Source organism: Mycobacterium sp. NGS24 (assembly GCF_059813065.1).
The window spans coordinates 114,905-128,894 of the sequence record NZ_JCALDW010000012.1 but is presented as its reverse complement, the minus strand read 5'-3'; the positions used below and the strand labels follow the sequence as shown (position 1 = coordinate 128,894).

Annotated in this window: 13 protein-coding genes; 2 read left to right on the top strand and 11 right to left on the bottom strand. The window is 67.1% G+C overall.

Annotated features, from left to right (window positions below):
• Window positions 1-23: 23 nt before the first annotated feature.
• From egtE to AC5Y6Y_RS16920, 10 genes are all read right to left on the bottom strand, one after another.
• The gene (gene egtE, locus AC5Y6Y_RS16965; protein WP_473140316.1) at window positions 24-1,133 is read right to left on the bottom strand and encodes an ergothioneine biosynthesis PLP-dependent enzyme EgtE; all 1,110 of its coding nucleotides are present in this window, start codon (window positions 1,131-1,133) and stop codon (window positions 24-26) included.
• Window positions 1,130-2,095 (bottom strand): L-histidine N(alpha)-methyltransferase, encoded by a 966-nt coding sequence (egtD, locus tag AC5Y6Y_RS16960; protein WP_473140317.1) that lies wholly within the window; start codon window positions 2,093-2,095, stop codon window positions 1,130-1,132. The genes egtE and egtD overlap by 4 nt, the downstream gene beginning before the upstream one ends.
• The gene (gene egtC / locus AC5Y6Y_RS16955; RefSeq protein WP_463826014.1) at window positions 2,095-2,793 is read right to left on the bottom strand and encodes an ergothioneine biosynthesis protein EgtC; all 699 of its coding nucleotides are present in this window, start codon (window positions 2,791-2,793) and stop codon (window positions 2,095-2,097) included. The genes egtD and egtC overlap by 1 nt, the downstream gene beginning before the upstream one ends.
• Complete coding sequence (gene egtB / locus AC5Y6Y_RS16950) at window positions 2,793-4,070, bottom strand: ergothioneine biosynthesis protein EgtB (protein WP_473140318.1); 1,278 nt, start codon at window positions 4,068-4,070, stop codon at window positions 2,793-2,795. Before egtB ends, egtC begins: the two co-directional genes overlap by 1 nt.
• Window positions 4,067-5,347, bottom strand: coding sequence for an ergothioneine biosynthesis glutamate--cysteine ligase EgtA (egtA, locus tag AC5Y6Y_RS16945; protein WP_473140319.1), 1,281 nt, complete (start codon window positions 5,345-5,347; stop codon window positions 4,067-4,069). Before egtA ends, egtB begins: the two co-directional genes overlap by 4 nt.
• 182 nt (window positions 5,348-5,529) lie before the next feature.
• The gene (locus AC5Y6Y_RS16940) at window positions 5,530-6,978 is read right to left on the bottom strand and encodes a catalase (RefSeq protein WP_463826017.1); all 1,449 of its coding nucleotides are present in this window, start codon (window positions 6,976-6,978) and stop codon (window positions 5,530-5,532) included.
• Window positions 6,979-7,047: 69 nt separating this feature from the next.
• Entirely contained in the window at window positions 7,048-7,428 is a 381-nt protein-coding gene (locus tag AC5Y6Y_RS16935) for a hypothetical protein (protein ID WP_473140320.1), read from the bottom strand.
• Between the two features lie 114 nt (window positions 7,429-7,542).
• Complete coding sequence (locus AC5Y6Y_RS16930) at window positions 7,543-7,899, bottom strand: hypothetical protein (RefSeq protein ID WP_473140321.1); 357 nt, start codon at window positions 7,897-7,899, stop codon at window positions 7,543-7,545.
• A 57-nt stretch (window positions 7,900-7,956) separates the two neighbouring features.
• Window positions 7,957-8,994 (bottom strand): aspartate-semialdehyde dehydrogenase, encoded by a 1,038-nt coding sequence (locus AC5Y6Y_RS16925; protein ID WP_473140322.1) that lies wholly within the window; start codon window positions 8,992-8,994, stop codon window positions 7,957-7,959.
• Window positions 8,995-10,260, bottom strand: a complete 1,266-nt coding sequence (locus tag AC5Y6Y_RS16920; protein ID WP_463826021.1) for an aspartate kinase — start codon at window positions 10,258-10,260, stop codon at window positions 8,995-8,997.
• A gap of 103 nt (window positions 10,261-10,363) precedes the next feature.
• Here AC5Y6Y_RS16920 and AC5Y6Y_RS16915 point away from each other — a divergent pair, with 103 nt between their 5' ends.
• Both AC5Y6Y_RS16915 and leuA read left to right on the top strand, forming a co-directional pair.
• Window positions 10,364-10,783: a TIGR02611 family protein gene (locus tag AC5Y6Y_RS16915; protein ID WP_463826022.1), complete on the top strand. Its 420-nt coding sequence runs from the start codon at window positions 10,364-10,366 to the stop codon at window positions 10,781-10,783.
• Between the two features lie 169 nt (window positions 10,784-10,952).
• Window positions 10,953-12,755, top strand: a complete 1,803-nt coding sequence (leuA, locus tag AC5Y6Y_RS16910; protein ID WP_473140323.1) for a 2-isopropylmalate synthase — start codon at window positions 10,953-10,955, stop codon at window positions 12,753-12,755.
• 201 nt (window positions 12,756-12,956) lie between these two features.
• On the opposite strand, the gene AC5Y6Y_RS16905 is transcribed toward leuA, so the two are convergent.
• Window positions 12,957-13,949, bottom strand: coding sequence for a DEDDh family exonuclease (locus AC5Y6Y_RS16905; RefSeq protein WP_473140324.1), 993 nt, complete (start codon window positions 13,947-13,949; stop codon window positions 12,957-12,959).
• Window positions 13,950-13,990: the final 41 nt, after the last annotated feature.

Sequence of the window (13,990 nt, the reverse complement as noted above, 5' to 3'; positions counted from 1 at the left end):
TCCGGCCAAACTTCGCGGTATGTCTAGTCGGCGGTGGTCGCCGCAGTCGCTTCGATCAGCGATTCGGCGAACATCTCCAGATCTTCGGCCGTGGTGTCCAGGTGCGGCGAAATGCGCAGTACGGGCGCGGTCAACTCCAATGGGGCACGCGGCAGCCCAGCATAGGTGGTCAGGATGCCTCGCTCGGCCAGCAACCAGGCCCGCACCGCTTCGACGTCAGCGCCGTCGACCGGCAGCAGCGTGGTGATCGCGCTGGATTCGTTCACCTCCTCGATCACCAGCCAACCGTCGACATCGGCCAACAGCGACCGCGCCGCCGCGCCGAGGTCCGCCAACCCGGCACGCACCGACTCCGGCCCACAGGCCAGGTACTCCCCTACCGCCACCGAGAAACCCACGCGCGCCGCGACATTCGCCTCACCAAAGCCGAGCTCCGCGCCCGGCACCCGCGGCGTCAACCGCTGCATCAGATCGGGTCGCACCGCAAGCACGCCAACGCCCCGCGGCCCGGCGAGCCATTTGCGCGACGACGCATAGGTGACGTCGGCACCCACCGCGCAGTCGATCTGACCCAGTGCCTGAGCGGCATCCACCACCAGCGGCAAACTCAGCTCCCGGCACAACTCGGCCACCATCGCCAGCGGTTGCACCGTGCCGCGGTGGCTGGCCACCGGGGTGAGATGCACCAGGTCCGGGGGGTTCTCCTCCAGGTCGAAAGCCGCGTCGTCGATCGCCAGCCGGCCGTCGTCCAGCGTCGGCAGCTGACGCACCTCGAACCCGTGCGCAGCCATCACGGTCAGGTTCGGACCGTACTCACCGGGCAGGCAGGCCAGCACCCTGCGGTCGGCCGGCCAACTGCTCAGCAGCAGATCCAGCGCGTGCAACGACCCGGTGGTGAACACCACCTCCGCATCGAGTGCCCCGCACAAGGTTGCGACGCCGACACGCCCGGCGTCCAGGACCGACGTCGCGGCCTCAGCAGCGACGTATCCGCCGACCTCCGCCTCGTGCACGGCGTGCCGCGCCGCAGCGTCCAGCGCGGCGAAACTCTGCCGCGAACAGGCAGCACTGTCCAGGTGCAACCCGGCCGCCGGCGGCCGGGAATCTCGCCAAAGCTGCTGCAGCGACGTCATTTAACGGCCAGCGACAAACCGAAGTCACCCGCGTCGTCGGTCCACCACCGCAGGCGGCGCAGGCCGGCGGCGGCCAATTCGGCTTCGACCGCATCCGGGCGGAACTTGCACGACACCTCCGTCAGCATCTCTTCGCCCGCGTCGAAGTCGACGGTCAGGTCGAGCGCACCAACGCGGACCCGCTGGGGTCGGGTCGAGCGCAGCCACATCTCGATGCGTTCCTCCTCGGCGTTCCACCGCGCGACGTGCTCAAAGGCGTCGACGTCGAAATCCCCGGCGAGCTGGCGGTTGATCACCGCCAGCACGTTGCGGTTGAACTGAGCGGTGACACCCGCGGCGTCGTCGTAGGCTCTGATCAACCGGGCGGTGTCCTTCACCAGATCGGTACCCAACAGCAGGCTGTCACCGGGACGCATCACCCCGGAAAGCGCCGTCAGGAAGTCCGAGCGCGGGCCCGGCGTCAAATTGCCGATCGTGGAGCCCAAGAACACGAACAACCGCCGGCCACCGGAGGGGATCTCGGTCAGGTGCTCTTCGAAATCCCCGCACACGGCGTTGATCTCGATGCCCGCGTATTCACGCTGAATGGCGGCGGCAGCCCCGGACAGCACGCTGGCGTCGACGTCGAACGGTACGAAGCTGCGCAGCGCCCCACCTGCGCGCAACGCGTCGAGCAGGAGTCGGGTCTTCTCCGAGGTTCCGCTGCCCAGTTCGACCAATGTGTCGGCCTGGCTGGCCGCGGCGATTTCGGCAGCGCGGGCGCGCAGGATCGCGGCCTCGGCCCGGGTCGGGTAGTACTCCGGCAACCGGGTGATCTGGTCGAACAACTCGCTGCCGACCGCATCGTAGAACCACTTGGGCGGCAACGATTTCGGTGTCTGCTGCAGACCGGCCAACACGTCACGGCGCAACGCGCGCAGGGCCGCGTCGGCTGCGAGATGGTTCGATAACGTGAGCGTCATCAGATTCCTTTCGGGCGGTTGAGCGCTACGACGGTCACACCGCCGTGGTCGACCTCCACCAGATGGCGGTCGGGCACGTCTTCCCAATCCGGGTCGTCATCGTAGGGTTCGCTGGCCAGCACGACGCCGTCGCCGCGACGCAGGATGGACAGCGTGTCACCCCACGCAGTGGCGATGAGACGCGAACCGTTGGCGGCCAGGATGTTCAGTCTGGCCAGCGGATCGGCGGTACCGATCTCGACGATGGTCTGAGCCAGAGTGTCTACCCCCTGGGCGAACACATATGCGGCGAGAACCGCACTGTCGCACACGGATTCGGCCGCACCAGTCGCAGGCAGCACCGTCCGGTCGACCACGCCGTTATGCGAGAGCAACCACTGGCCGTCGGTGAACGGCGCTGTCGCACTCGGCTCGATGGGCATACCGATGGTCGCCGAACGCACCGCCGCCACCACGCAATGGCTGTGCAACGCCGGCGCCACCGACGCGAACGACGGGTCTGCCCACAACGGGGCCGCGCTGCGCCAGCGTCGCGGCGTGTCACCGTCGAAAAAGCCCACGCCCCAGCCGTCCGCGTTCATCAACCCGTGCTGCTGGCGGCGCGGCGCATAGGACTGCACCCGCAGAGCCTGCGGCGGATCGAGCACCAGCGAAGCGACGCTGACGGACGTTCCGAACCACCCCAGATGACGGCACATCAGACCGACCACGCAAGGCGCACACCGGAAAAGATCTGCCGACGGTAGGGGTGATCCCAGTTGCGAAAGCTCGGCCGCAGGATGGACGGCGCCACCGCCCAGGACCCGCCGCGCAGCACCCGGTAGTCCCCGTCGAAGAACGGTTGGGAGTAACGCTCATAAATCATCGGCACGAAACCGGGCCACGGGCGCAGCGGCGAACTTGTCCACTCCCAGACATCCCCGAGCATCTGCTCGACGCCGTATGCCGACGCGCCGGACGGGTAGGCGCCGACGGGTGCCGGACGCAGGGACTCCCCGCCGAGGTTGGCGCGTCGGGCGCAGGGCTCGTCATCTCCCCAGGGGTAGCGGCGGCGCGAGCCGGTCGCGGGATCCCAGGCGCAGGCCTTCTCCCATTCGATTTCGGTGGGCAGCCGGGCACCGGCCCACGCCGCGTAGGCCTGGGCCTCGAAGTAGCTGACGTGCTGGACCGGTTCGTCCGCGGGAATGTGCTCGACATAGCCGAACCTGGTTCGCGTCCGGCCGTCCGGACTCCAGAACTGCGGCGCCTGCAGACCCGCCTGCTGCCGGTGTTGCCAACCGCGGCGCGACCACCAGCGCGGATCCGCGTACCCGCCGTCGTCGACGAAGTGCCGCCATTCGCCGTTGGTGACCGGCACCCGGCCGATCCGGAAGGTCGGCACCTCCACGACGTGCGCGGGACGTTCGTTGTCCAGCGAGTGCGGCTCCGTCGCGGCGTCCACACCCAGCACGAACGGCCCGGCAGGCACCAGCACCGACGTTCCCGGCAAGCCGGCCCGGCCCGTCGGCAGCACGGTGGCGTTGGCCAGCAGCGGCGCACCGGTGCGCAGGTTGAGGGCCTGCAGCATGGTTTCGCCGTGCTGGCTCTCATGGCTGATGACCAGGCCGAACTGGAAGTCGCCGGCGTCCTCGGGGAGCGCATCCAGCGCGTCCAACGCGGCCGCCCGCACGGTGCGGCAGTAGGACCGGGCCTCGGCCGGGGACAGCAACGGCAAATCGACCCGGCTGGCGCGGGAGTGCACGAAAGCGTCGTACAGCCCCTCGATCTCCGGGGGCAGGGTGCCTGGACACCGCACGTCGCCGCCGCGCAAGAGCCACAGTTCTTCCTGCTGGCCGATGTGGGCCAGGTCCCACACCAGCGGACTCATCAGCGGGTCGTACTGGCGCAGCAGTTCGTCGTCATCGAAGTCCACCAGCCGCAGGGTGCGTGTCCGTGCCCGCTCCAGATCCTCGGCGAGCCGGTCGCGTGCGATCACGAGTCACCCTGCGCCAACCGGGTGACCGTGACGGCGATGCCGTGTTCGATCACCCGGTCGGCGAAGTCGTCGGCGGGACATCGCCCGAGTTCAACGTCGAGTAGCAGCCGCTGCACCGCCGGAGCGAGCGCGGCGGGCGCGCGCTCGGCGGCGATCGCGACACAGCGGTTGGCCGCGGTGTACAGGCGCCGGTCAAGCAGCCCGACCCGGGCCGCGGTGTCCCACGCGGTGGCCACCGGCTCGACAGCCTCAGCTGCGAGCTGTGCCGCCACAGGATCATCGAGGAGAGTGACCAGGGTGAACACCAGCGCCGGCCAGATGTTCGCGGGGAGGCTGTCGAGGTAACGGATCTCCAGCCATCGCCGCGGCCGCACCGGCGGAAACAGCGTGGTCAGGTGATACTGCAGGTCGGCGAGGTTGGGGCGGCGCGCGTCAAGCAGAACCCGCCCGTCCACCCAGTCGGTGAACGGCACATAGTGCGTAACCGGGGATGCCTGCTGGGATCCCGGACTTCGGACCAGCATCACCGGCGCCTTCAGCGCGTACCGTGCCCAGTCGGTGCCGGGATCGTCGCCGCTGACCCCGAGCACCGGCCCGCACCGCGCGGAGTCCATCTGGCCCCAGACCCGCTGCCGGGTGGACTGCCAGCCCGAGAACTCGCCATTGAGCATCGGGGAGTTGGCGGCGATCGCGATCATGGTCGGCCCCAGGGCATGGGCCAGCCGCACCCGACCCGCCCAGCCTGACTCCGGGCCGGCGTCCAGATTGACCTGGATCGACGCCGTCGAGGTCATCATGGCCGCGCCGGCCGCCCCACTGTCACTGGCTGCGAAAAACTGCTCCATGGCCCGGTACCGTGCGCCGGGATTGATCCTGGCCGGTGACCGCAACGGGTCGGTGCCCAGAAACACCAATCCCATCCCCGCCTCGGCGACAGCTGCCCGCAATACCGCCTGATCGCGGCGCATCGCGTCGATCGCGTTCAGCACGCCGTCGGCCGGCGGACCGGAAAGTTCCACCGCACCACCGGGTTCCACGGTGACCGCACTGCCGCCCGGGAGCGGACCCAGCCAATCGAGCACGCCGGAGATCTCCCCCCAGCTCGGACGACGGGCCGGATCGGCGGGGTCGAAGCAGTGTGCCTCGACCTCCAGACCGACCCGCCCGAGCGGACCGTCCACCAGGCATTCATCGGCGATGAGCTGCGCAACCGCGGCCGAGCTGTCCAGCTCGGCATCGAGCGACAACGCGGCGGCGGTGCCGGCGGTCCGGGTCATAGCACCATCCCTCCGGAACCCAGCTGATTCGCAACGGTGATTACGACAACCACCATCACTTCATCTTCCAGACGGCGCCGACATATTCCCGCACGGTTGGAGTGCACGGGTTAAACATGTACCCAATTTCCGTCCGGCCGCTCGGCCTGGCGGCCCCTCGAGCTGGCCCCGGAATACCGGCGTCAACCCAGATTCGCCCGCACGCCCTCCTCCACCTTCTTGCCCAAGTCGGGGTCGACGTTTCGCCAGTACTCGAACACCCGCGACAGGACCGGCTCCTTCACACCATCAGAGACATGCCCGATGATGTTATGCGCCAACCGATCCCGCTGGGCGTCGTCGAGAACGTCGCGGACCAGGGTGCCGGCCTGGCCCCAGTCGTCGTCCTCCGGCCGCAGCGTGTACGCCGAGCGGACCATCTCGCCGTCGGCGAACCAGCGCACCTCGGCAGCGCGACGCGGATCTGCGTGCGGCCCACCGAACGAATTGGGCGCATACACCGGGTCGGACGCATTCTTGATCCGCATCGCCCCATCCTTGGAATAGCTGTTGACTTCAACGTGAGGCGAATTCACCGGAATCTGCTTGTAGTTGACGCCCAACCGGGCCCGGTGCGCGTCGGCGTAGGAGAAACCCCGGCCCAGCAACATCTTGTCCGGGCTCAACCCGGTGCCCGGCACGATGTTGTTGGGCTCGAACGCCGCCTGCTCCATTTCGGCGTGATAGTCGGTGACGTTGCGGTTCAGCGTCATCTTGCCGACGTCGATCAGCGGGTAGTCGCCGTGCGGCCACACCTTGGTGAGGTCGAAGGGATTGAACCGGTAGGTCTTGGCCTCCTCGAACGGCATGATCTGCATCTTGAGCGTCCAGCTGGGGAAGTTTCCGGCCTCGATGCTGTCGTACAGATCGCGCTGGTGATAGTCGCCGTCCTCACCGGCCAGCCGGTCGGCGTCCTCCTGCGTGAGGAAGTCGATGCCCTGGTCGGTGATGAAGTGATACTTCACCCAGAAGATCTCGTCGTTGGCGTTGATCCAGCTGTAGGTGTGGCTGCTGTATCCGTTCATGTGCCGCCAGTTCTTCGGGATACCGCGATCCCCCATCAACCACGTCACCTGATGCGCCGACTCCGGCGTGAGAGTCCAGAAGTCCCACTGCATGTTGTGGTCGCGCACATTGCTTGCCTGGAGCCGCTTCTGGGACCGGATGAAGTGCTGGAACTTCAACGGGTCGCGAATGAAGAAAACCGGGGTGTTGTTGCCGACCATGTCGAAGTTGCCTTCGCTGGTGTAGAACTTCAGCGCGAAGCCACGGGGGTCGCGCCAGGTGTCTGGGCTGCCGCGCTCGCCGGCCACCGTCGAGAACCTGGCCACCATCTCGGTCTTGGCACCCGGCTGGAATACCGCGGCCCGGGTGTACTGGCTCACGTCGTTGGTCACCTCGAACTGGCCGAACGCGCCGCCGCCTTTGGCGTGGGGCTGACGCTCCGGGATGCGCTCCCGGTTGAATTGCGCCATCTGCTCGATCAGGTAGTGGTCCTGCAGCAGCAGTGGGCCGTCCGGACCGATGGACAACGACTCCTTGTCGCTGGGTGCCGGGCTGCCACCGTCGGTGGTGGTGTAACGCTCCGTCATTACGTTATCTCCTGTAACTGGGCTGTTAACGGAAAACTCAAGGGCTGCAAAGTTATTCGAGAAAGACGGCTAGCGCCCGGGCGCACTGGTGGACGGCGCGCCGGGTCCGGAGGTATTCGGGGACTGACCCGGACCTGGCGGACCATTGGGACCCCCGGGCGGGAGGCCGGGCCCCATCCCAGGCGGCGGAGGTCCGGGTTGCCAACCCGGACCACCGGGCTGGAACATGCCGTGGTGATGGCGGTGATGGTGGTGGCACTTGCCGGCGCCGACCACCATCGCCCCGGCGAAGAACAGGGTCGAGGCGATGAACGTGATGCCGGCGACGATCACCACCCACGCGGCAACCCGGAAGAGGGGCGGCGGTTTTTCGTAGTGGCGCGGCGGCGGGGGTGGCGGGGCGGTGTCGGTCGAGGCGGTGGAAGTCGGCGGCAGGGCGGTATCACTCACATCTTCGAATATTGCCTAGGTCCGCGGCACCGTAAAGGGATGCGGCAACAAAGTTGCCGTGAATTGATGAAGCCCGGCGCTCTGACGAGCGCCGGGCGTCGATTATGCCGAGATTCAGCGACCGGGAGTCGGGGCGACCGTGGTGGACGGCGAGACCGAGGGAGGTACCTGGCCGGGACCGCCGGGCCCGTTGCCGGGGGCAACTGACGGGGCCCCGCCCCCGGGGTAACCCGAGCGATGGAACATCGCCGGGTGGTGCTTGTGGTGGCGGTGATGGCCGCCGCCGTGCCCGGCGGCCAGGCCCAGCCGGAATCCGGTGAAGAAGATGACCGAGACGATGAACACGATGCCGGCGACGATGGCGACCCAAGCCGCGGCCTTGAAGACCTTCGGCGTGCGGTGTTCGACGCGTTCTGCAGGGGCGACCGCGGTGGTGGTGGTAGTGGGCGGGATGTCAGAAATTTGGCTCATGAAATGGATGATGCCGGGCCAACCAGTAGTGACCGCTATGGGCAAGCTATGTAGCAGCTATGACTGCGCAGCCAGCAGCTCCGCGATCTGAATGGTGTTCAGCGCGGCGCCCTTGCGCAGATTGTCCCCGGAGATGAACAGCGCCAGTCCGCGCCCGTCCGGGACGCCGGGGTCGTGGCGGATCCGGCCGACCAGGGACTCGTCAACACCGGCGGCGGCCAGCGGGGTGGGCACGTCGACCAGTTTGACCCCCGGCGCGCCGTCCAACAGTTCGCGCGCCCGCTCGGGGGAGAGTGGCCGGGCGAACTCGGCGTTGATGGACAGCGAGTGCCCGGTGAACACCGGGACCCGTACACAGGTGCCGCTGACCAGCAGGTCCGGAATGCCCAGGATCTTGCGGCTCTCCGAACGCAGCTTCTGGTCCTCGTCGGTCTCCCCGGAGCCGTCGTCGACCAGGGACCCCGCCAGCGGCACCACGTTGAACGCGATCGGGGCGACGTACTTGCTCGGCGGGGGAAAATCGACCGCACGTCCGTCGTGCACCAACTGCTCGGCGCCGTCGATCACCGCACGCGCCTGGGTGGCAAGTTCCTCGACCCCGGCCAGGCCACTGCCCGAAACCGCCTGGTAGGACGACGCGACGAAACGGGTCAGCTGCGCCTCGTCATGCAGCACTTTGAGGACCGGCATCGCGGCCATCGTGGTGCAGTTCGGGTTGGCGATGATGCCTTTTGGGCGATTACCGGCATCCCGTTCGAAATTCACTTCAGAAACCACCAGCGGCACATCGGGGTCCTTGCGCCAGGCCGAGGAGTTGTCGATCACCGTCACTCCGGCCGCGGCGAACCGCGGCGCCTGCACCTTCGACATGGCTCCCCCGGCGGAGAACAGCGCGATGTCCAGGCCGGTCGGGTCCGCGGTTTCGGCGTCCTCGACCTCGATCTCCTGGCCCCGGAACGGTAGCTTGCGGCCCTGGGAGCGGGCCGAGGCGAAGAACCGCACGGATTCGGCCGGGAAATCCCGTTCCTCGAGCAGGGTGCGCATCACCTGGCCTACCTGGCCGGTGGCGCCGACTACACCAATCGACAGGCCCATCTACCGGCCCGTCCCCGCGTACACCGTCGCCTCCTCCTCGCCGCCCAGGCCGAAGGCTTCGTGCAACGCCACGACGGCCTTGTCCAGTTCGGTGTCGCGGCACAGTACTGAGATCCTGATCTCAGAGGTGGAGATCAGCTCGATGTTGACGCCGACCGCGGCCAGCGCCTCACAGAACGTCGCGGTCACGCCGGGGTGGCTGCGCATACCGGCTCCGATCAGCGACACTTTGCCGATGTGGTCGTCGTAGAGCAGTTGCAGGAAGCCGATCTCGTCTTTGAGCGAGTCCAGCTTGGCCACCGCGGTCGGCCCGCTGTCGCGAGCGCAGGTGAAGGTGATGTCGGTCTTGCCGTCCTCCACCTTGGACACGTTCTGCAACACCATGTCGATGTTCACGTCGGCGTCGGCGACGGCTCGGAACACTTTGGCCGCATAGCCGGGGATGTCGGGGATCCCGACGATGGTTACCTTGGCCTCGCTGCGGTCGTGCGCGACTCCGGTCAGGATGGGGTCTTCCATGGCGATGTCCTTGATCGATCCGACGACGACGGTGCCTGGCCGGTCCGAGTAGGACGACCGAACATGCACTGGCAGGTTGTAACGGCGGGCATATTCGACGCACCGCAGCATCAGCACCTTGGCCCCGCAGGCCGCCATCTCGAGCATCTCCTCGAAGGTGACGGTGTCGAGCTTGCGGGCATTAGGGACGATCCGCGGGTCGGCGCTGAAAATGCCGTCTACATCGGTGTAGATCTCGCAGACGTCGGCGCCGAGCGCCGAAGCCAGCGCGACCGCCGTGGTGTCCGACCCGCCGCGACCCAGCGTGGTGACGTCGCGGGTGTCCTGGCTGACACCCTGGAAGCCGGCCACCAGGACGATCCGGCCCTCGTCCAGCGCGGCCTGCAACCGGCCGGGCGTGACGTTGATGATTTTGGCGTTGCCGTGCGTGCCGGTGGTGATGACACCGGCCTGCGAACCGGTGAACGAGCGGGCGTGGGCGCCCAACGACTCGATCGCCATGGCTACCAGCGCATTGGAGATGCGCTCACCCGCGGTCAGCAGCATGTCGAGTTCGCGCGGCGGGGGCACCGGGCAGACCTGTTGGGCCAGGTCGAGCAGGTCATCGGTGGTATCGCCCATCGCGGACACCACTACGACGACGTCATTGCCCTGCTTCTTGGTCTCCACGATCCGCTCGGCAACGCGACGAATCCGGTCGGCGTCAGCCACCGAGGATCCGCCGTACTTCTGCACGACGAGCGCCACTGAATTGTCCTGTCTGGGATTACTTAACCGGCTCTAAGTCCACAACAGGATACGCGGCGGCGCATCTCGATTTACATCGACGCGTAGTCGATACGGTGCAGGGGTGAGCAAGGAGCACAAGCCGGTCAGGCGCCGATTGGGCCGGGCACGGGATCGGCTGCGGGAGTGGCCCACGGTGGATTTCGGCTACCGCATCCTGGTGGGCGTCGTAGGCGTGGCGCTACTGACAGTGGGGATCATCGCCATCCCCTATCCGGGACCGGGCTGGGCGATCGTGTTCCTGGGGCTGGCCGTGCTGGCCACCGAGTTCGACGTTTTCCGGCGGCTGCTGAAGTACGTCCGTGGTCGCTACGACGCTGTCATGCAGTGGCTTGGCCGGCAGCATCCGGCGGTACGGGCCGCCGCGACATTGCTCACCGCCGCCGTGACGGTTGCGACATTGTGGCTGCTGGGCAGTTTCGGCTGGGTGGCCGGACTGGTGGGGTTGGACTGGGATTGGCTGAAGAGCCCGCTACAAAGGTGAATCCATGCGGTTTTGGTGATCGGGCCGACCGCGGTAGAGTTCAGCACGTGCAGCGGGTGCTCCTTCTCGGACGCCGCGACGGGGTCTGATCCAGACCGGCTTCCCGTCGCGGGTGTTTCGCGATGCGCCGGTCTGAGGTTCCTCATTCACACCCCCTGGAGCACCCACCGTGACTAATCCCAATTCATCCGATGCCTACGTATCGGCCCGCACCGTCATCAAACCCGCCGGCCCGCCGCGGTCCGGTCAGCCCGCCTGGAACCCGCAACGCGGCACATCGATGCCGGTCAACCGCTACCGCCCGTTCGCCGACGAGGTCGAGCCGATCCGGCTGACCGACCGCACCTGGCCCGACCGCGTCATCGAGCACGCACCGCTGTGGTGTGCCGTCGACCTGCGCGACGGAAATCAGGCGTTGATCGACCCGATGAGTCCGGCCCGCAAACGGCGCATGTTCGATCTGCTGGTCCGGATGGGCTATAAGGAGATCGAGGTCGGTTTCCCCTCAGCCAGCCAGACCGACTTCGACTTCGTCCGCGAGATCATCAACGACGGCGCCATCCCGGACGACGTCACCATTCAGGTGCTGACCCAGTGTCGTCCCGAATTGATCGAACGCACCTTCCTCGCGTGCGACGGCGCGCCGCAGGCGATCGTGCACTTCTACAACTCGACGTCGATCCTGCAGCGCCGGGTGGTGTTCCGCGCCGACCGGGACGCGGTGCAGGCCATCGCGACCGACGGCGCGCGCAAGTGCGTCGAGGAAGCGGCCAAGTACCCGGGAACCCGGTGGCGCTTCGAATATTCGCCGGAGTCCTACACCGGAACCGAGCTGGAGTACGCCCGCGACGTGTGCGACGCCGTGGGTGCTGTCATCCAGCCGACGCCGGACAACCCGATCATCTTCAACCTGCCAGCCACCGTGGAGATGGCCACACCCAACGTCTACGCCGACTCGATCGAGTGGATGAGCCGTAACTTGGCGCGTCGCGACTCCGTCATCCTGAGCCTGCACCCGCACAATGACCGCGGAACCGCCGTCGCCGCAGCCGAACTCGGCTACCAGGCCGGTGCCGACCGGATCGAGGGATGCCTGTTCGGCAACGGCGAACGCACCGGGAACGTGTGCCTGGTCACGCTGGGCCTGAATCTGTTCTCCCGCGGCGTGGACCCCCAAATCGACTTCTCCAACATCGACGAGATCCGCCGCACGGTGGAGTACTGCAATCAGCTGCCGGTCCACGAACGCCATCCCTATGGTGGCGACCTGGTCTATACCGCGTTCTCGGGTAGCCATCAGGACGCCATCAACAAGGGGCTGGACCAGATGAAGGTCGATGCCGATGCCGCGAACTCGGACGTCGAGGACATGTTGTGGCAGGTGCCGTATCTGCCGATCGACCCCAAGGACGTGGGTCGCACCTACGAGGCGGTGATCCGGGTCAACTCGCAGTCCGGCAAGGGCGGCGTGGCCTACATCATGAAGGCCGACCACGGCTTGGCCCTGCCACGCCGGCTGCAGATCGAGTTTTCCCAAGTCATTCAGAAAATGGCGGACGGGGACGGCGGTGAAGTATCGCCCAAGGAGATGTGGGAAGCGTTCTCCGAGGAGTACCTCGCCCCGGTCCTGCCGCTGGAAAGGGTCAAGCAGCGGGTGGACGCGTCCGAAGAAGACACCGGTACCACCACCATTGCGGCCACGGTCAAGATCGACGGGGTGGAGACCGAGATCAGCGGCGCCGGAAACGGCCCACTTGCCGCGTTCATCGACGCGCTGGGGACCGTCGGATTCGACGTGGCGGTGCTGGACTACTCCGAGCACGCGATGAGCGCCGGTGACGACGCGCAGGCCGCGGCGTATGTCGAGGCTTCGGTCGCCGGAAAGACGGTGTGGGGTGTCGGGATCGCCCCGTCGATCACCACGGCATCGCTACGGGCGGTAATGTCAGCGGTGAACCGGGCCTCCCGCTGAGAATTGCGTTCCACAGGGCAAACCCGGCCCTGGGGGGTCGGGGGTCGGGCCGGGTTTGCGGTTTGTTAGCTGAAGAGTGAGTCCCCGGTCGAAATCGCTTACCGGATAAGCGTTTCGAGTCTCTCTCTTACATGTGTTGAATAGCCCGGAGGCTGCGGTACGAAACGTCGAACCGCGATTTGCGGCACATTCGGCACGACGTCAGAACAGAACGAACTGCTCGTCGTCCGCGGTGGCGTCGACGAAGTGCTCCATGCTCCGGCCACCGACGACGGACTCGACGCTGTCCATGAACAGCGCGTCGGGCACCACCGGGACCCCCAACTGCCTGGCGTGATAGCCCTTGCCGTGCTCCGGTGCGGCGTCGTTACACACCACCAGCGAAGTCTCGCGGTCGACGTCATCGCTGTAGGCCAACCCGGCGTGCAGGATCCGCTCGACCAGTTCCTCGTGGGTGCGGCCGACCTCGGCCGCCAGCGCCACCCGCATGCCCTGTACCAGTGGCCGGCCCGAGATGTAGCGACCCGGGTTCAGATAAGGACAGGGCATCCGGGCAGCCAGCGCTTTGAGCGGTCGCAGCTCCTCATGGGTGACCCGCCCGTTCGGCCAGCAGCGCCGGGTCACTGGGCGCACGGGGAGCCAGATGTCGCGGGCCCGCGCCCGCTGCAGGGCAGCGGCGAGCACTTCGGTCAACACCATCGCATCGTCGAACGCGTCGTGCGGGCGTTCCTGAGTCACGCCCCAGTGCGCGGCCAACGTCTGCAGCCGCAGATTCTGCACGCCGAGTTCCAGGCGTCGGGCCAACTCGACCGTGCACATGACTGAGTCGATCGGCAGTTCGGCCCCGGCCATCTCGGCCTCCGCCGCCAGGAACGAATAGTCGAACGCGACGTTGTGGGCCACCAGGGTGCGGCCGCGCAACACCTCGATCACGTCGTCGACGATGTCGGCGAATTGCGGCTGGTCCTCGAGCATCGCGGGGGTCAGTCCGTGCACATGCGTAGGACCCGGGTCCACGCCCGGGTTGAGCAGGCTGACCACTGACTGCTCGACCTGCCCGAACTGATCGAGACCCAGTGCGGCGATACTGATGACCCGGGCCTGACCTGGGCGAAAGCCCGAAGTCTCGACGTCGATGACGGCCCATCCCCCGTCCTGCTCTCGGGCGGGCCGGCCCCAGGACATCCGGTTCATGGGTCGAGGATGGCACGCCCGGCCGACATCGCCGACAAAGC